Annotated in this window: 17 protein-coding genes; 7 read left to right on the forward strand and 10 right to left on the reverse strand. The window is 67.0% G+C overall.

All coding sequences use genetic code 11. The features are described from left to right. The first annotated feature begins 35 nt into the window (after positions 1-35). Both ABE571_RS04995 and ABE571_RS05000 read left to right on the forward strand, forming a co-directional pair. Entirely contained in the window at positions 36-476 is a 441-nt protein-coding gene (locus ABE571_RS04995; protein ID WP_313212355.1) for a SufE family protein, read from the forward strand. Continuing rightward, the gene (locus ABE571_RS05000) at positions 473-1726 is read left to right on the forward strand and encodes an MFS transporter (protein ID WP_123730715.1); all 1254 of its coding nucleotides are present in this window, start codon (positions 473-475) and stop codon (positions 1724-1726) included. Before ABE571_RS04995 ends, ABE571_RS05000 begins: the two co-directional genes overlap by 4 nt. Positions 1727-2642: 916 nt before the next feature. On the opposite strand, the gene dksA is transcribed toward ABE571_RS05000, so the two are convergent. After that, positions 2643-3914 (reverse strand): RNA polymerase-binding protein DksA, encoded by a 1272-nt coding sequence (dksA, locus tag ABE571_RS05005; protein WP_346493322.1) that lies wholly within the window; start codon positions 3912-3914, stop codon positions 2643-2645. A 272-nt stretch (positions 3915-4186) separates the two neighbouring features. On the opposite strand from dksA, the gene yidD reads away from it, so the two are divergent. Genes yidD through ABE571_RS05020 form a run of 3 tightly spaced genes read left to right on the forward strand, consistent with a single transcriptional unit; the run spans position 4187 to position 6636 of the window. Next, positions 4187-4444, forward strand: a complete 258-nt coding sequence (gene yidD / locus ABE571_RS05010) for a membrane protein insertion efficiency factor YidD (RefSeq protein ID WP_121038212.1) — start codon at positions 4187-4189, stop codon at positions 4442-4444. Then, positions 4445-5791, forward strand: a complete 1347-nt coding sequence (locus ABE571_RS05015; RefSeq protein ID WP_346493323.1) for a dihydroorotase — start codon at positions 4445-4447, stop codon at positions 5789-5791. It abuts the gene before it with no gap. Beyond that, a complete protein-coding gene (locus tag ABE571_RS05020) occupies positions 5791-6636 on the forward strand; it encodes a M23 family metallopeptidase (RefSeq protein WP_313218910.1) in 846 nt (281 codons plus the stop codon). Before ABE571_RS05015 ends, ABE571_RS05020 begins: the two co-directional genes overlap by 1 nt. 31 nt (positions 6637-6667) lie before the next feature. Here ABE571_RS05020 and ABE571_RS05025 read toward each other — a convergent pair whose 3' ends face one another. From ABE571_RS05025 to efp, 5 genes are all read right to left on the reverse strand, one after another. Further along, positions 6668-7375: a squalene/phytoene synthase family protein gene (locus ABE571_RS05025; RefSeq protein ID WP_346481712.1), complete on the reverse strand. Its 708-nt coding sequence runs from the start codon at positions 7373-7375 to the stop codon at positions 6668-6670. A gap of 18 nt (positions 7376-7393) precedes the next feature. Then, a complete protein-coding gene (locus ABE571_RS05030) occupies positions 7394-8077 on the reverse strand; it encodes a phosphoglycolate phosphatase (protein WP_346493324.1) in 684 nt (227 codons plus the stop codon). After that, positions 8070-8801: a bifunctional 2-polyprenyl-6-hydroxyphenol methylase/3-demethylubiquinol 3-O-methyltransferase UbiG gene (gene ubiG, locus ABE571_RS05035; RefSeq protein ID WP_121038225.1), complete on the reverse strand. Its 732-nt coding sequence runs from the start codon at positions 8799-8801 to the stop codon at positions 8070-8072. Before ubiG ends, ABE571_RS05030 begins: the two co-directional genes overlap by 8 nt. A gap of 16 nt (positions 8802-8817) precedes the next feature. After that, positions 8818-10161: a TRZ/ATZ family hydrolase gene (locus ABE571_RS05040; RefSeq protein WP_346463774.1), complete on the reverse strand. Its 1344-nt coding sequence runs from the start codon at positions 10159-10161 to the stop codon at positions 8818-8820. 250 nt (positions 10162-10411) lie between these two features. Beyond that, the gene (gene efp / locus ABE571_RS05045) at positions 10412-10981 is read right to left on the reverse strand and encodes an elongation factor P (RefSeq protein WP_019182820.1); all 570 of its coding nucleotides are present in this window, start codon (positions 10979-10981) and stop codon (positions 10412-10414) included. Between the two features lie 126 nt (positions 10982-11107). Here efp and epmB point away from each other — a divergent pair, with 126 nt between their 5' ends. After that, positions 11108-12112, forward strand: coding sequence for an EF-P beta-lysylation protein EpmB (epmB, locus tag ABE571_RS05050; protein WP_313212364.1), 1005 nt, complete (start codon positions 11108-11110; stop codon positions 12110-12112). Here the strand turns inward: epmB and ABE571_RS05055 are convergent, their stop codons facing one another. From ABE571_RS05055 to ABE571_RS05065, 3 genes are read right to left on the reverse strand one after another with little or no spacing between them, the layout of a single operon-like run. Continuing rightward, the gene (locus tag ABE571_RS05055; RefSeq protein WP_346482746.1) at positions 12113-14239 is read right to left on the reverse strand and encodes an EAL domain-containing protein; all 2127 of its coding nucleotides are present in this window, start codon (positions 14237-14239) and stop codon (positions 12113-12115) included. Continuing rightward, entirely contained in the window at positions 14236-15168 is a 933-nt protein-coding gene (locus ABE571_RS05060; protein WP_313212366.1) for a phosphate/phosphite/phosphonate ABC transporter substrate-binding protein, read from the reverse strand. The genes ABE571_RS05055 and ABE571_RS05060 overlap by 4 nt, the downstream gene beginning before the upstream one ends. A 52-nt stretch (positions 15169-15220) precedes the next feature. After that, complete coding sequence (locus ABE571_RS05065; protein ID WP_313212367.1) at positions 15221-15994, reverse strand: RNA methyltransferase; 774 nt, start codon at positions 15992-15994, stop codon at positions 15221-15223. Positions 15995-16113: 119 nt separating this feature from the next. On the opposite strand from ABE571_RS05065, the gene ABE571_RS05070 reads away from it, so the two are divergent. Then, positions 16114-16941, forward strand: coding sequence for an inositol monophosphatase family protein (locus tag ABE571_RS05070; RefSeq protein WP_019182815.1), 828 nt, complete (start codon positions 16114-16116; stop codon positions 16939-16941). 451 nt (positions 16942-17392) lie between these two features. Here ABE571_RS05070 and htpX read toward each other — a convergent pair whose 3' ends face one another. After that, on the reverse strand, positions 17393-18265 hold the full coding sequence (gene htpX, locus ABE571_RS05075) for a protease HtpX (RefSeq protein WP_313212368.1): 873 nt from the start codon (positions 18263-18265) through the stop codon (positions 17393-17395). Between the last annotated feature and the right edge of the window lie 57 nt (positions 18266-18322).

The raw sequence follows: 18322 nt of genomic DNA on the forward strand, positions 1-18322 counted from the left end.
CACCCACGGACGGCGAACACCGACCCGGAGCCCCCATGACCCCCACCTCCCCGTTCCCGCTCGAACCCACCGCTGCTGAAGCCCAGGCCGCCATCGCCGAGGAATTCGCCTTCTTCGGCGACTGGTCCGAGCGTTACCAGTACCTGATCGACCTCGGCCGCAAACTGCCCACCTTCCCGGAAGCGTGGAAGACCGAGGAGCATCGTCTGCTTGGCTGCCAGTCCATGGTCTGGATCGTGCCGGAGGGCAATGCCGAGGCGCTGCGCTTCCACGCCATCAGTGATTCGGCGATCGTCTCCGGGCTGATCTACCTGGCCCTGCGCGTCTATTCGGGCCGTTCGGCGGCCGAGATTCTGGCCACCGAGCCGAGCTACATCCAGGACATCGGGCTGTCGCGCCACCTGTCCCCGACCCGCAGCAACGGCGTGGCGGCAATGCTGGCCTTCATCCGCGACACTGCCCAAGCGCAGTCGTGACGCTCTCCGCCGATCCGCAGGAGCCGGACAGCGCCCTGCAGCTGCTGGCCCGCCCGGGCTTTTCGCTGGTGCTGGCCTACCGCATCTTCGCGATGCTCTCCTACCAGATCGTCGCGGTGACGGTCGGCTGGCATATCTACGAAGTCACCCGCAATCCGTTCTCGCTGGGCCTGGTCGGCTTGGCCGAAGTGCTCCCGTTCTTCTGCGTGGCGCCGTTTGCCGGCTATCTGGTCGACCACCTTCCCCGCCGCCGGCTGGGCATGGTCGCCTGCAGCGGGCTGGTGATGACCGCACTGGTGCTGACCGCGGTCGCCCAGGGCTGGCTGCCGTTCCACGGGGTGTGGCCGATCTATGCGGCGATCGCACTGACCGGCATGGTCCGCGCGTTCCTCTCGCCGATCTACAACGCACTGTTCGCCCGCGTGCTGGAGCGCACGCAGTACGCGCGTGGCGCGGGACTGGGCGCGGTGGTGTTCCAGACCGGCATGGTGGTCGGCCCGGCACTGGGCGGCGCCCTGGTGGCGTGGGGCGGCAAGGGCGTCGCCTATGGCGTGGCGGTCGGCGTGTCGCTGATCGCGCTGGGCTGCCTGGCGGCGCTGCGCGTCTCCGAGCCGGTGCATACGGGCCCGGCGGCGCCGATCTTCAAGAGCATCGCCGAGGGCGGCCGTTTCGTGCTCGGCAACAGGATCATGGTCGGGGCGATGGCGCTGGACATGTTCTCGGTGCTGCTCGGCGGCGTGGTGGCGATGCTGCCGGCGTTCCTGCACGAAATCCTGCACCACGGGCCGGAGGGGCTGGGCGTGCTGCGGGCGGCGCCGGCGCTGGGCTCGGTGTGCGTGGGGCTGTGGCTGGCGCGTCGGCCGTTGCAGCGCAATGCGGGGCGTGTGCTGTTGTTCGCGGTGGCCGGCTTTGGTCTGTGCGTGATCGGGTTCGGCCTGTCATCGAATTTCTGGCTGTCGGCGGCGATTCTGTTGTTCTACGGTGCGTTCGACGGTGTGTCGGTAGTGGTGCGTTCGACGATTCTGCAGTTGGCGACGCCGGAGGAGATGCGTGGTCGGGTGTCGTCGATCAATGGCATTTTCATCAGTTCGTCCAATGAGTTGGGCGCGTTCTATGCGGGCACGATGGCGAAGCTGTTGGGGCTGGTCCCGGCGGTGGTGCTGGGGGGCTTTGCGGTGTTGAGCGTGGCGGGCATTACGGCCTGGAAGAATCCGACGCTGCGGCGGTTGAATCTGCGCGATCTGCATTGACGGATTTCCTGCCTGGCTGATCGGCTGATCAGCTGCCCGGTTGGTTGGCCGCTCGGCCGTTTGGCCGTTTGGCTAATTGACTGGCGCTGCGCGGTTGGGTTGCCGGGGCTGTGAGTCGGCGCCTGTTTATGCCTGGGGTTGGGCGGCCGGGCACCGCAGTGCAGGACCCGCCGTGAACCCATCCATGGGGGCTCGTAGTGCGGCATCCATGCCGCACACGGTCCTTCACTGCGCTACCCGTCCACCCATGGACAGTGGGTTGCTTGCGCGGAATCAACAGCGAAAAGCGAACGGCAAACAGCAGATAGCGGACGTCTCACGGCTTATCACTCACGGCGTACAGCGCCGGTTGATGGCTGTTGGCTGTTGGCTGTTGGCTGTTAGCTGTTGGCTGTTGGCTGTCAGCGCTTGGCTTTGGCTGTTAGCTGTTAGCTGCTGGCTTACGGCTTACGGCTTCGGCTTCCCTTCCGGGTGCCAGCGTATTGCGAATTACGAATTGCGCAATTCTCGGCGCGCCCGCCTCGCCGGTAGATTCACGCCATGCGTGGATATCGCGCGCACCGCTGCACAAGCATCCAGACCAGCGCGGCACCCAGGCAACCTTGGCGACTGACTCAGAGCGTGCCGAAAGCGGGAGTCCAGGCTCTTCCAGCCGCCCACCCGTGAACGTATCGGGAGTGGGTCGGGTAGCCCGGTCCGGGACCGTGTGCGGCATGGATGCCGCACTACGAGCCCCCATGGATGGGTTTACGGCGGGTCCCGGACCGGGCTGCCCGACCCACTCGAGCACCAGACAGCAAGGCGCCAACGCCCTTCACGACCAACCCGAACCAACCCGAACCAAAAACAAACAGCCAGCCAAAAAAAACCCGGCCGAAGCCGGGTTTTTCGTAGAACAGCACAACCAACAGCGCGATCAGTCGCCCTGCTGCTTCTGCAGATGCTCCCAACGCTCCTGCGCATCGATCGTGCGCTCAGCGGTCAGGCGGGCTTCCAGACGATCCAGGCCAATCTCTTCGCCCGTATCCACACAGAAACCGTAATCGCCATCTTCCAGACGCTTCAGCGTGCTGTTGATCTTGCCGATCAGCTTGCGATAACGATCGCGGGTACGCAGTTCCAGCGAGTTCTCGGTCTCGCGGGTGGCGCGCTCGGCCTCATCGCCGATATCACGCACTTCTTCCTGCAGGTTCGCGATGGTCTGCTTGGATTCCTCCACCAGATCATTGCGCCAGTGCTGCAGGCGCTGGCGGAAGTACTCCAGCTGCAGCGGGCTCATGTATTCCTCTTCCGCGCTCGGCTTGTAACCGTCGGGCAGGATCGGACGACCGGTGGCTTCGTCAGTCTTGTATTCCACCACCTTCACCTTGGTGCGAGGGGCCGGGGCGGCCGAACGCGCTGCCACGGCAACGGCGACCTTGCCGACCGGACGGGACACGGGCTTGGGGGCGGACTCGGACTTGGCGGGGGTTTTTGCAGGCGATTTCGAAACGGGCACGGGATTCTTGTTTTGCGGGGCCTTGGAGGCGGCGACAGGGGCGACCGGCGCCGGCGTGGACGCCGGAGAAGGTGCCGCCTTGGCCGGGCTCTTGGCCGGGACAGACTTGGCCGGCGCCGGCGATGCCGGCTTCGGTGCGGACTTCACTACGGGTGCTGCAACCGGCTTGGTGGCCGGCTTGGATGCCACGGGCTTGCTGGCGGTCTTGCTGGCCTTCACCGGCGTGGCCGGTACCTGCTTGACTGCGGTCTTCTTCGCCGGTGCCGGCTTGGACGCCGGTTTGGCGACAGCAGGCGTCACGGTCTTCTTGGCTGCCGTCTTGCTGGCAGCGGCTTTCTTGACGGGCGCCTTGCTCACCGGCTTGCCTGCCGCGCGCTTGGCGGGCTTGGCAACCGGCTTGGCGACCGTCGACTTCTTGGCAACGACCTTCTTGGCGACGGTCTTCTTGGCCACCACCGTCTTGGCAGCAGGCTTCTTGGCGACAGCCTTCTTGACGGTCTTGGCCGGCGACGTGCTGGCCGCCTTTTTAACGGGTGCCGTCCTGGCCGCCGGTTGTTTGGATGCAGGCTTGCCAGCCGGCTTGGCGGCCGACTTCTTGGCAACGGACTTGGCCGCCAACTTCTTTACAACAGGCTTGGCGGTTTTCTTGGCGGCCTTGACGGCCTTCTTTGCAGTTTTTTTAGCAGCCACGAAACGCTCTTCCTTGGATTCCCCGGGGCCCGGGAAAGCGGGCCTTTATAGCCTACCCGACCAGCAGCAGCAACCACACCGCCTACTCCGTTCAGCCCCGGAGTCGCAAGGCGTGCGACCGGCCCGCCTGGCAGGCGGGCCAACGTGCGCAGTTCGGTACCTGACCCGGCGACACCGCCGGGGCGGCCCGTCGCGCGCGTGGGTGCGGACGGGTCCAACGCCCCATCCTGCGACAAATGCGCCCTTCATGCCAACTGGAATAAGATTGGGGGGTGATCTCACGCCTGCTCATCGCCCTGCTGCGCTTCTACAAGCGCTTCATCAGCCCGCTGCTGGGGCCGCGTTGCCGCTTCATGCCCAGCTGTTCTGAATACGCCATGCAAGCCATCGCCACCCATGGCCCCGCGCGCGGCAGCTGGCTGGCCGCGCGCCGGCTGGGCCGCTGCCATCCCTTCCATCCCGGTGGCATCGACGAGGTGCCCCCGCGCGCCGCGCACGACGCCACCTGCCGCTGCACAGGAAAACACTGAATGTCCTCCACGCTCATCGTCAACGCCCGCCTGGTCAACGAAGGCTCCGTCACCCAAGGTGACCTGCGCATCGAAGATGGCCGCATCGCGCAGATCGGCCCCGGCCTGGACGCCCGTCCCGGCGAAACCGTGGTCGACGCCGCCGGCCGCTGGCTGCTGCCGGGCATGATCGACGACCAGGTCCATTTCCGTGAGCCCGGCCTGACCCACAAGGGCGACATCGCGACCGAATCGGCCGCGGCCGTCGCCGGGGGCCTGACCAGCTTCATGGACATGCCCAACACCAACCCGCCCACGCTCAACGCCGAAATCCTGCAGGCCAAGTACGATGCCGCCGCCGGCCGCGCGCGCGCCAACTACGGCTTCTACATGGGCGCCAGCAACGACAACCTGGCACACATCCAGTCGCTGGATCCCAAGACCGCGCCGGGCATCAAGGTGTTCATGGGCGCGTCCACCGGCAACATGCTGGTGGACAACCCGGAAACGCTCGATGCGATCTTCCGCGACGCGCCCACACCGATCATCACGCACTGCGAAGACACGCCGATGATCGATGCCAAGGCCAAGGAGTACGCCGAGAAATATGGCAATGCACTGAGTGCCGAGCAGCACCCGGACATCCGCTCGCGCGAGGCCTGTTTGAAGTCCTCCGAGCTGGCCGTGTCGCTGGCCAAAAAGCATGGCACCCGCCTGCACGTGCTGCATATCTCCACCGCCGATGAGCTGGCCCTGTTCGAACGCGGCCCGCTGATCCGCGCCGATGGCAGCCGCAAGCAGATCACCGCCGAAACCTGCATCCACTTCCTGCGTTTCGACCGCAGCGATTACGCGCGGCTGGGCAACCTGATCAAGTGCAACCCGGCGATCAAGGAAGCCAGCGACCGCGAAGCGCTGACCCGCGCCGTGGCCGATGACGTGATCGACGTGCTCGCCACCGATCATGCGCCGCACACCTGGGAAGAAAAGCAGAAGCCCTATGCACAGGCGCCGTCCGGCCTGCCGCTGGTGCAGTACGCACTGGTCGCCGCGCTGGAACTGGTGCACGAAGGCAAGCTGGAGATCACCCAGGTCGTGCAGAAGTTCGCGCACGCACCGGCGCAGCTGTTCGACGTGAGCCAGCGCGGCTACCTGCGCGAAGGCTACTTCGCCGATCTGGTGCTGGTCGAAGATGTGCCCTTCACCGTCAAGCGCGAAGACGTGCTGTCCAAGTGCGGCTGGTCGCCGTTTGAGGGCACCACCTTCCGTTCGCGCATCGCCTCGACCTGGGTCAACGGGCAGCTGGCGTGGGATGGCGAGAAACTGGTGGGTTCGCCGAACGGCCAGCGCATGAGCTTCGACCGCTGATGCGGGCACGGGTGTTGAGCGCGGCCCTGGCGGCCGCAGGCGTCGTGGCGATGGGCAGTCTGCTGCCCTCGCCCGCCGTGGCCCAGGCCGATGCGCGTGTGGTGTTTCCGGCCAGCGCCTCGCAGGGCGCGATGGTGATCGGCAAGGTGCCGGCCGGCAGCGTCGTGCAATACGGCGGCCGCACCCTGCGCGTGAGCGGGTACGGCAGCGTGGTGTTCGGCATCGGCCGCGATGAGAAAGGTCCGCTGCAGGTGCAGGTGACGCGCCCGGACGGCGGCAGCGAAACGGCCAGCATCGCGGTCACCCCGCGTGACTGGCCGACCGAGCGCGTCAACGGCGTGCCCCCCAAGACGGTCAATCCGCCGCCGGCGATTGCCGAGCGGATCAAGCGTGAGCAGGCGCAGGTCACCGCCGCGCGTGCCCGCGATGACAATCGCGCCGACTTCGCACAGGCCTTCATCTGGCCGGTGCAGGGCCGCATCAGCGGCCGCTTCGGCAATGCGCGCGTCTATAACGGCCAACCCGGTTCGGGCCACTCCGGCATGGACATCGCGGTGCCGACCGGCACCCCGGTGAAGGCACCGGCCGCAGGCGTGGTCACCTTTGCTGGCCCGGACCTGTACCTGACCGGCGGCACGCTGCTGCTGGATCACGGCTTCGGGATCAGTTCGAATTTCCTGCACCTGTCGCGCATCGACGTGAACGTCGGCGACCGCGTCGAGCAGGGTCAGGTGATCGCCGCCGTCGGTGCGACCGGTCGCGCGACCGGCCCGCATCTGCATTGGGGCATGAACTGGTTCGATACCCGCATCGACCCGCTGCTGGTGCTGGAACGCGGGAAATAACGAAGTGCCGGCTGCTGGCCGGCACGCACGCTCAGCCGCGCGCCGCCCACCAGGTCAGCCACAGCGTCCGCATCGGCGTGGCCTGGTACTGGCGGTCCTGCGCCCAGGTCTGCTGGCGGGCACGGGCCAACGCGGCGTACAGCCGGCGGGGCCGCGGGCCGGCAACCCGCGCCGGCCACTTCGCGAGCAGCTGCTGCGCCCACTTGCGCGGTGCCGCGGTGTCATCCTCGGCCAGCAGCGAACGCGGAATGGCGGCGACGCCACTCTCGTGCAGCCGCTGGGCCAGGGTCTGCACCAGCACCGGGGTGGCGACATCGCCACGCGCCGGGGTATCGAACATCACCGCCTCGACCGCGGCCACAGCGGCCGCATACGCCTGCAGCGAGCGCAGCGCCTGCGCCGGATCGACCGGCACCGCACGCGCGTCGATCAGATCCGGCAGCGTCTCGGCCATCTGCGCCCACGGCGCGCGCACCGGCTCGAGCACGCGGCCCAGCGGATGGCGCGAGCGCTGTGCGGACCAGCTGCGCAGCTCTTCGCCCCACCACGCCAGTTTGGCATCGGAGGGCATCGGGTCGCCGGCGGTATTGAGGATGTCGTCGAACTCCTGCAGCAGCGAGAACCACGCCACCACCAGGGTGCGCTGGTTCTCGGGCACGAAGCGTTCGGCCACCTGCCACTCGGGCCAGCGGGTCCGCCACTTGTCCAGGAAACTGTCCAGGGCGCTTGGAGTACTCACGGTGTATTCCTTGAAAGGCTAGAGCGTGCGCGGAAGCGGCCACGCCTTGGCATGTTGCAGGTGTTCGGGAAGTGCGATCAGCGTATCGGCGCCCCAGGCCACGGGATCGTCGGCATCGAGCCGATAGCCCCACAGCGCGGCGACCGAGGCCATGCCGGCGGCGTTGGCGGCGACGATGTCGCGCTCGTCATCGCCCACGTAGATGCAGGTGCCCGGGGCGATCCCCATGCGCTCGGCGGCGGCCAACAGCGGCAGTGGATGCGGCTTGCGCTGGGCCAGGGTGTCGCCGCCGATCAGCACCTTGCAGCGCTGTTCCCAGCCCAGCTGCGGCACGATCAGCCGGGCCAGATACTCGGGCTTGTTGGTCACGATGCCCCACGCGCAGCCGGCCGCATCGAGCGCGTCGAGCATGCCGGCGATGCCATCGAACAGCACGGCATGCTGGCCGATCAGGCCTTCGTAGCGCGCCAGGAACTCCGGCACCAGCGCATCACGCTCGGCCTGCCCCAGCGCGGGAAAGGCCACCGATACCATCGCGCGCGAGCCCTTGGAGACCACCGGGCGCAACGCCCCCAGGGTGATCGGCGCGCGCCCGCGAGCGGCCAGCATCGCGTTGGCGGTGGCCAGCATGTCCGGTGCGCTGTCCAGCAGGGTGCCGTCCAGATCGAACAGCACCGCCGGCGGGAAACCGAACTCAGACACGTGCCGCGTCGTCCGGCTTGACCGCGTGGGCCAGGTAATTGATGTCGGTGCGCGTGCTCAGGCGGGCACGGTTGCGCCACGGCTCGTAGGCCATGCCACTGACATCGCGCAGGTTGAAATCAGCCTCACGCAGCCACTTGCCCAGCTCGGCCGGCTTGATGAAATCCTGGTAGTGGTGCGTGCCCTTGGGCAGCAGCCGTGCCACGTACTCGGCACCGACGATCGCAACGGCGAACGCGGCCGGGGTGCGGTTCACGGTGGACAGGAACAGCTGCCCGCCCGGCTTGAGCAGACGGTGGCAGGCGGCGATGATCGCGCCCGGGTCCGGCACGTGCTCGAGCATTTCCATGCAGGTGACGACATCGAAGCTGCCCGGCTGTTCGGCGGCCAGGTCTTCAGCGGCCTGCACGCGGTAGTCGACCGTGACGCCCGACTCCAGCCCGTGCAGGCGGGCGACCTTGACCAGTTCCGGGGCCAGATCGATCGCGGTGACGTCCGCGCCTTCCTTGGCCAGCGCTTCGCTGAGCAGGCCGCCGCCGCAGCCGATATCGAGCACGCGGGCGCCACGCAGGGTGACGCGCTGGGCGACGTACTGCAGGCGCACCGGGTTCAACGCGTGCAGCGGCTTCTGCGGGCCATCGACGTCCCACCAGCGGTTGGCGAGCGCGGCGAACTTGTCCAGTTCGGCCTGATCGAAATTGGTGGAAGCATGGGGCGTGTTCATGGGGATCCTTGATGCATCAAGCACGGATGTGTCGGATACGCTCGCGCCACTGGCGGGCGTTGGCGACGATCGCGGCGGTGTCCATGCCGACCAGTTCGCGCTGGACCAGCTTGGGCTGGCCGGCGATCCAGACATCGCTGACCTGGTGGCGGCCGGCGGCGTAGACGAGCTGCGAAAGCACATGGTGCAGCGGTTGGGTTTCCAGCGCGGAGAGATCCACGCAGACCAGGTCGGCCTGCTTGCCGACCTCGATCGAGCCGATGCGGTCGCCGAAGCCCAGCGCCCGCGCGCCGCCGAGGGTGGCCGCGCGCAGCGTGGTGGCCGCGTCCAGCGCGGTGGCGTCATTGGCCACGGCCTTGGCCAGGATCGCCGCGGTGCGGTTCTCGCTGAACATATCCAGGTCATTGTTGCTGGCGCAGCCGTCGGTGCCGATCGCCAGGTTCACACCGGCGCGCTGCAGCGCGCAGGCCGGGCAGAACCCGGAGGCCAGCTTGAGGTTGGATTCCGGGCAGTGCACCACGCTGACGCCGCGCTCGGCGCACAGGTGGATTTCGGCCTCGGTCAGCTGGGTCATGTGCACCGCGATCAGGCGGTCGTTGACCAGGCCGAGCCGATCCAGACGCGCCAGCGGACGCTGGCCATGCAGCTTGATCGAGTCGCTGATTTCCTGCGCGGTTTCATGCGTGTGCAGGTGCACCTGCATGTCCAGCTGGTCGGACAGCATGCGCACGCGTTCGAAGTTCGCGTCGTTGACGGTGTACGGCGCGTGCGGGGCGAACGAGGTGCCGATCAGCGGATCGTTGCGCCACTGGTCGTGCAGCTCGCCGGCCTTGGCGAAGTACTCGTCGTCGGTCTTGGCCCAGGCGGTCGGGAAATCGATGATCACCGCACCGACCAGCGCACGGAACCCGTGCTGCTTGTAGACGGCGGCCTGGACGTCGGAGAAGAAGTAGTTTTCGTTGGCGCAGGTGGTACCGCCGCGCAGCATCTCGGCGATCGCCAGGGTGGTGCCGTCGGCCACGAACTCCGGGCCGATCACCGCCGCTTCCACCGGCCAGATGTGCTGCTGCAGCCAGACCATCAGCGGCAGGTCGTCGGCGACGCCCCGCAGCAGGGTCATGGGATTGTGGGTATGCGCATTGACCAGGCCCGGCATCAGGGCCGCGTCGGGGCGGGATACGGTCTGCTTGGGTGCAAAGCGCTCGCGCGCTTCGGCACGCGGCAGGATCGCGACGATCTCGCCGCCACGCACGGCCACGGCATGGTCTTCCAGCACCACCGCATGCGGCTCGATCGGGACCACGTAACCGGCTTCGATCAACAGGTCACAGGCTTCGGGAATGCGGGCGGTGTCGGTCATGCGGGCTCACTTGTCTGGGCGGACGACCCGAGGGTGTGGGCGACCGGGACGCTTGGAGGTGGAGCCGACCAACGGTCGGCTCTACCGGGTGCGGTGTCGGCCGGTGCTGCAGCCGACCAACGGTCGGCTCTACCGGGTGCGGTGGTCGGCCGGTGCTGCAGCCGACCAACGGTCGGCTCTACCGGGTGCGGTGTCGGCCGGTACCGCAGCCGACCAACGGTCGCCTCTACCGTAATCCGGCTTTGCCGGATTACTTGCCTGCGCGTGCGGAGTATTCGCCCGAGCGGGTGTCGACCTTGATGATTTCATCCTGGTTGACGAACAGCGGCACGCGGACCACGGCGCCGGTTTCCAGGGTGGCCGGCTTGCCGCCGCCGCCCGAGGTGTCGCCACGGACGCCCGGATCGGTTTCGGTGATCTTCAGTTCCACGAAGTTCGGCGGCTGGACGAAGATCGGCTCGCCGTTCCACAGGGTGACGATGCAGGACTCTTCGCCCTTCAGCCACTTCTCGGCGCCGCCCATGCCGGCCTTGGTGGCCTGGACCTGCTCGAAGGATTCGGGGTCCATGAAGTGCCAGAACTCTCCGTCGCTGTACATGAAGTCCATGTTGGTATCCACAACGTCGGCCTTCTCCACGTCATCGGTGGCCTTCATGGTCATTTCGACCACGCGGCCCGACTTGATGAAGCGGTACTTCATGCGGGTGAAGGCCTGGCCCTTGCCCGGCTTGACGTATTCGGTCTCGGTGATGACCGCTGGTTCATTGTTGACCAGGATCTTCATCCCGTTCTTGACGTCGTTCATGCCAACAGTGGCCATGCTGAAACTCCTGAATGGGCAAACGCCGCGCAGGCGCGGCGAGCCGGATAGAATGGGAAATCCCACCGACACCGGTGGGGTGACTCGATATTTCTGACCCACATGATAACCGCAGGCCCCCATTCCATGCAGCTTTCCGCCACGCCCCTGGCCGCCCCCGTCCGCTGGCAGCAACGGTGGCGCGAGGCGATCCGCGACCCGCGCGAGCTGCTGCGCCAGTTGGGGCTGGATCCGGCGGAACTGGGCGTTTCGGACGAGGCGGCCGGCCAGTTCGCGGTGCGTGTGCCGCAAGGCTTTGCAGCCCGGATGCGTCATGGCGACCGGCATGACCCCCTGCTTCGCCAGGTCCTGCCGATCACCGACGAGCTGAAGGTCGTGCCCGGCTTCAGCCTGGATGCGGTGGGCGACGGGGCGGCCAAGAAGGCCACCGGGGTCATCCAGAAGTACCGCGGCCGCGCCCTGCTGGTCACCACCGGCAGCTGCGCGATCAACTGCCGGTACTGTTTCCGCCGCCATTTCGACTACGGCACCGAGAACGCGGCCCGCGAGGGCTGGCGCGATGCCGTGGATGCGATCGCGCAGGACCCGGACATCGACGAGGTGATCCTGTCCGGCGGCGACCCGCTCTCGCTGGCCACCCACAAGCTGGTGGAGCTGACCCAGGCCCTGACGCAGATTCCGCACCTGCGCCGCCTGCGCATCCACAGCCGCCTGCCGGTGGTGCTGCCCGAGCGCGTGGACGACGCGCTGGTGCAGTGGATCGGCTCGCTGCCGTGGCCGGTGGCGTTCGTGATCCATGCCAACCACGCCAATGAGTTCGACGCATCGGTGGACGCCGCGATGGCGCGCCTGCGTGAGGCCGGTGCCACCTTGCTCAACCAGGCGGTGCTGCTGCGCGGGGTCAACGATTCGATCGAGGCGCTGCAGGCGCTGAGCGAGCGCAGTTTCGCGGCGGGCGTGCTGCCCTATTACCTGTATCAGGTGGACCGGGTCGAAGGCGTGGCCCATTTCGAAGTGGCCGACGACACCGCCAAGGACCTGCATGCGCAGCTGACCGCGCGCCTGTCCGGCTACCTGGTCCCCAAGCTGGTCCGCGAGATCTCCGGCGACAGCAGCAAGCGCCCGGTCTGATCAGCTGCCGGCCTCGAGCAGCTGCACCACGTCCGTGGCACTGACCGGGTGGCTCAACCAGTAGCCCTGGGCCAGGTCGCAGCCGCGCTGGGCCAGCAGATCGAACTGCACTTCCTGCTCGATGCCTTCGGCCACCACGGTGATCCCCAGTGCATGGGCCATGGCGATGATCGCCGTGGTCAACGCCAGATCGTCCGGGTCACGCTGCATGTCGGCCACGAAGCTCTTGTCGATCTTGACCCCGTCCACCGGCACCTGGCGCAGGTGGCTCAGGCCGGAGAAGCCGGTGCCGAAGTCGTCCAGCCAGACTTTGACGCCCGTCCGGTGCAGCTTGTCCAGCAGCGCGGCAGCCAGCATTTCATCGCCGATCACGGCGGTTTCGGTCAGCTCCAGGTGCAGGCGCGAGGCCGGCAGGCCGGTGTCGCGCAGGCAGTCGGCGACCAGCGTCGGCAGCTCGCCACCGCGCAGCTGGCGCGGTGACACGTTGACCGAGACGAACAGGCCTTCGCCATCGGCACCCGGCGGCCACTGCACCGCCTCGGTACAGGCCGCGCGCAGCACCTTGGGGCCGATCACTTCGATCAGGCCACTCTGCTCGGCCACTTCGATGAACACCGAGGGCGGAATCGTGCCCAGGGTGGGGTGTTGCCAGCGCAGCAGCACCTCCACGCCGACCATGCGGCGGTCGCGGGTCCGGTAGATCGGCTGATAGGCCAGCCGCAGCTCGCCGCGCTCCCAGGCGCCGCGCAGCTCCTGTTCCATGTGCACGCGGCGCTCGACCGCGTGATCCATGGCCCGGCTGTAGTACCGGTAGCAGTTCTTGCCCGCCATCTTGGCCTGGTACATGGCGATGTCGCCGTTCTTGAGCAGCGTGGTGGCATCGGCGGCATCATCGGGAAACAGGGTCACGCCGATCGAGGTGCCCAGGAACAGCTCGCGGCCCTGCACCACCAGCGGCTTGCCCAACTCACGCACGAGAATCTCGGCCAGCTCACGGGCGCCGGCAGGAACATCGCCGTCACCGATCAGGATCACGAACTCATCGCCACCGAAGCGCGCCAGCAGCGCTTCATCCCCACCGGCCTGGGCCACCGCCGCGCTGATCCGCTGCGCGAACTGCAGCAAGGCCTCGTCACCGGCCTCGTGGCCCAGCGTGTCGTTGACGCGCTTGAAATCGTCCATGTCAGCGAACAACAGCCCCAGCCGATGCCCGGAGGCCCGTGCCGCCATCAAGCGATGATCCAGCGCCTCGCGGAAGGCCAGCCGGTTGGTCAGCCCGGTCAGGGCGTCGGTATAGGCCATGTGCCGCACCTCCCGGTCGTGCCGGGCAATCGCCTGGCTCATGCGACCGAACGCGCGCATCAGCTCCCCCACCTCATCCTGGCGCCGGATCTCCGGCATCTGCAGGGTGTAATCGCCGGCCTCGATCTGGCGGGCGGCGCCGGCCAGCCAGCGGATCGGCGTGACCAGGGTGCGCTGCACGTAGATGATCACCACGGAGCCGATTCCGACCAGCAGGCCGAGCATCAGCAGCAGCCAGCCCAGGTGCCGCTTGCCGACCTGCTGCAGGCGGTCGCCCAGGGTCTGGTTGGCCTGCTGCTCCATGGCCTGCACATCGTCCAGCGCCATGCCCACGCGCACGCCGCCGATCCGCTGGTTGCCGATCATGATCGGCATCGCGTTGTCGAGCACCTTGGGCGACTGCTGCACCACCAGCCCGCGCGCGCCGGCCGCGCCCGCCGCGAGCGGATCGGTCATCGGCTGGCCAAACTCGAGCACGTCCAGCGTGCCGTCGTGGATCAGCCTGCCGTTGTCATCGAACACCAGCACATAGCGCACCACCTGCTGCCGCGAGGTATTGCGCACCAGCGCACCGACCTGCTCCAGGTCGTTGTAATAGAGCGGATTGGCCAGCGCATCGGACAGCTCCCGCGCCAGCGCTTCGCCCCGGCTGCGCACACTGCGGTCGAACAGGTCATGGATGACCGTCCCGCTGAGGTGCTGCACCTCCCCCTGCATCGTCGCCTGGCGCCCCAGCACCACGGCCACGATCGCCACCACGACCAGCATCGCGCCGCCCATCGCCAGCACGAAGCGGGCCTGCATTCCCGAACCCAAGCGACTCATTCCACTTCCATCCGCACGCGCGTCAAGCCTTGTTTCAATTCATCCAGCCGGTGCTGCATCTGCGCATCCACCCGGTGGAACCCGGACGTACCAAAAAATGTTTTCAATGCCGGCTGCGCCTGCGGATCCGATGCGGCATCCAGCAGAACCTGCTGCAACCGGTCGCGCACCTTCGGATCCAGGTCGTCACGCACCATTTCGACCGCACGCGGATACGGTTCGGTGCGATGGATGATGCGGAAATCGCGCAGGAAATTGGCCGGAATGCGTTTGGCATCGGACCAGTCCACGCTGCTCACCGCACCGGCATCGACCAGCCCCTTGTGGACGAACGTGGCGATGTTCGATTCCGACCGCGCGAACACGTAACCCACCGTATCCGGTGCGGCGACATCGCCGATCGAGGCCAGGATTTCCGGCGTCTCGCCGTGCTGCAGCAGGGTCATCACCGGCACCAGATACGCGCTGGTGGAGGCTACGTTCTGCAACGCCAGGGTATGCCCACGCAGGTCTTCCAGCGTCTGGATGGGGCTGTCGCGGCGCACGAAAAACACGGTGTGGTAGTCGCGAACGCCGCTGCGCTCGGTCAGCAGCAGCGGCCTGGCGCCGCTGCGCAACCCCAGCGCGACGGCAGTACCGGAGGTCTCGGTCACCCAGTCGACACGGCCGCGGCGCAGGTAACTGCCCATCTGCTGGGTGTCGCGCGCCATCAGGATGCGGCCTTCGGTGATACCAACATCGTGCATGCGCGGAATCACGTAATCGAGCAGGGGCTGCAGTTGCGCATAGTGTGACCTGGGGTCGTCGCTGATCCGGCCCAGCACCAGCACCTGCGCCGGGCCGGCCCACACCGGGCCGGTCATCGCGGCGATGGCCAGACACAGCACTACGCTCTGCAGCAGCCTTCGCAGTCCCGACAAGCCCATCACTCCCCCCAAGGAATCGAGACAGACTACCCGAAAAAATGAGAACTGCGTCAGCTTACAGGGGCTTATTCGTCGCCAATCGCGCCATGCGCTGTGCGTCGGAGAGGATGCCGCGCAGCAAGCGCACTTCCTGTTCGCTCAATTCGGTGCGCAGGAACAGACGGCGCAGCTTGCGCATCGCCGATTCGGGGGCACGGCCCTTGTGGAAATCGATCTCATCCAAGGTGTCACCCAGCTGGCCGAACAGGCCTTCCACCTGGGCATGGCTGGCCGGCGCTTCGCCGAAGCCGGGGTCGGCCGGGACGGCGACAGGGGCATCGGCCGCGCCGAGAATGGCCATGCGCACTTCATAGGCCAGCACCTGGACAGCGGCGGCCAGGTTCAATGAACTGAAGTCCGGGTTGGACGGAATATGCACGGCGGCGTGGCAGAGCTGCAGCTCTTCGTTGGTCAGGCCGGTGCGTTCACGGCCGAACACGAAGGCCACTTCGGCCGGCTCGGCGGCCTTGGCCAGGACGCGCTGAGCAGCCACGGCCGGCAGCAGCTCTTCCAGCTGGACCCGGCGCGAGCGGGCGGTACAGCCCAGCACGAAGCGGCAGTCGGCCACGGCCTCGGCCAGGGTCGCCACCACCGGCGCGTCGCCCAGGACGTCTTCGGCACCGGCCGAGCGGCGGAAGGCCTCTTCATCCAGCGGTTTTTCAGGGGCGACCAGGACCAGGCGGCCCAGGCCCATGGTTTTCATGGCGCGTGCGGCCGCCCCCATGTTTCCGGGGTGCTGGGTGCCGACCAGGACGAAGCGGATGCGGGCGGGAGCGGTTTCTACGGACATGAACAGGCCAAATGCGAGCAGGACAGCGACAAATGGTAAACTGTGCGACCGGCCTCTGCGCCGGGACCGCTCTTTTCCCCCGCCAAACCCCTACTCTGCCTTTACGGGAGCTTTTCGCCATGCAGAAACCCGCCGTCACCGTCATGGTCAAGGCCGCCCGCCTCGCCGGCAACGTCCTGTTGCGCAACATCAACAAGCTCGAGGCGTTGAACGTCGTGCAGAAGGGCCGCATGGACTATGCCAGTGAAGTCGATGCAGATGCGGAAAAGGTCATCGTCAAGGAACTCAAGCGCGCCTATCCCGAGTACGGGATCATGGGTGAAGAAGGTGGCGTGCAGTCGGTCAACCGTTACATGTGGGTCATCGATCCGCTGGACGGCACCAGCAACTACCTGCGCGGCTTCCCGCATTACTGTGTGTCCATCGCCCTGGTCGAGAACGGTGAGCCGATCGACGCGGTGATCTTCGATCCGCTTCGCAATGAGCTGTTCACCGCCAGCCGTGGTGCGGGCGCGGTGTTCAATGACCGCCGTATCCGGATTGCCGAGCGCAAGGATCTGGGCGGCGCGATGATCCATACCGGTTTTGCCCCGCGTGAGCGTCAGCGCACGAGCGCGCAGCTGAAGGCGGTGGACGCGCTGCTGGTGCAGGCCGAAGACGTGCGCCGCACCGGTTCGGCGGCACTGGACCTGGCCTATGTGGCCTGTGGCCGTGCCGATGCGTACTTCGAGGCCGGTGTGAAGGCCTGGGACATCGCCGCCGGTGTGCTGCTGGTCCGCGAGGCCGGTGGCCGCGTCTGCGATTTCAAGGGCGCTACGCCGGCCCGTATGGACAGCCGTGGTCCGGAGACGCAGCAGATCGTGGCTGGCAATGTGAAGATCAGCGATGCGCTGCAGAAGGTGCTGGTCAATACGGGCTACGCGGCGGAGTTCGACGCGAAGTTCTGATCGGGCTGGATCTGATCTGCATGATGACGGCGCCTTCGGGCGCCGTTGTTGTTTGTGGGCGGTCATCGTGCGCCCTGCTGGACACGTCGTCGTGCACCCTGCTCGGCGTGCCACGGTAGTGCCGACCGTTGGTCGGCTGCTGTTGAATTGCTGCCAACGGCAGCGGCAACAGCAACAGCAACGGCAGCGGCAGCGGCAGCGCTTCCATTGCTGAGGGCGAGAGGCCGTTGGGTAGCCTGGGCCAAGACGCGCCGTAAACCCATCCCTGGGGGCTCGTGGGCGCCCTCCATGGCGCCCTGACGGTCTTGGCCCAGGCTACCCACCGGCCTCTCGACAGATCTTGATGTGGCGGATGGAAGCGCTCGTGCTGCTGAGTCCACTCGGGGCACCTGCTCGCCCAACAAAAACGCCCGGCGGAAGCCGGGCGTTCTGGTCAGCGCACTGCGGTGGGTTACACCACGGTGTTGTTGGCGGCGCGCAGGGCGGCGATGCGCTCGTCCAGCGGGGGGTGGCTCATGAACAGCTTCTTGGCAGCGCCGCCGGCGATGCCGAAGGCGGCGATCTGGGTCGGCAGGGTGCTCTGGCCGTGGTTGACCTTGAGGCGTTCCAGGGCGGCGATCATTTTCTGGCGGCCGGCCAGGTGGGCGCCACCGGCGTCGGCGCGGAATTCGCGGTGACGGGAGAACCACATGGAGATCATGGTGGCGAACAGGCCGAACACCATTTCCAGGACGAACACGATGATGTAGTACGCAAAGCCGCGGCCGCCGCCTTCGCGGTTGCCGGACAGGGCGCTGTCGATGAAGCCGCCGACGATGCGGGCGAGGACGATCACGAAGGTGTTGAGTACGCCCTGCAGCAGGGCCATGGTGATCATGTCACCGTTGGCGACGTGGGCGATTTCATGGCCGAGCACGGCTTCGGCTTCGTCTTCGCTCATGTTGTGCAGCAGGCCGGTGGACACTGCGACCAGGGCCTTGTTGCGGTTGGCGCCGGTGGCGAAGGCGTTGATCTCCGGGCCTTCGTACACGGCCACTTCGGGCATGCCGATGCCGGCTTCACGGGCCTGGCGCTCCACGGTGGCCAGCAGCCAGCGCTCGGTCGGGTTGCGCGGCTCGGTGATCACGACGGCGCCGGTGGAGCGCTTGGCCATGAACTTGGAGAGCAGCAGGGAAATGAACGAGCCGCCGAAACCGAAGATGGCCGCGAAAACCAGCAGGCCGCTCATCTTGTTGGGATCGACGCCCACTACCGACATCACGATGCCGGCCAGGATCAGCACCGCAAAGTTGGTCAGCAGGAAGAGAGCAATGCGACTGAACATGGGAAAAGGACGCTCATGGGAGGTTGATGAGTGCAAATCTGCGGGGACTTCAGCTTG

It is taken from the genome of Stenotrophomonas sp. TWI273 (assembly GCF_039674765.1).
Taxonomy (GTDB): Bacteria; Pseudomonadota; Gammaproteobacteria; order Xanthomonadales; family Xanthomonadaceae; genus Stenotrophomonas.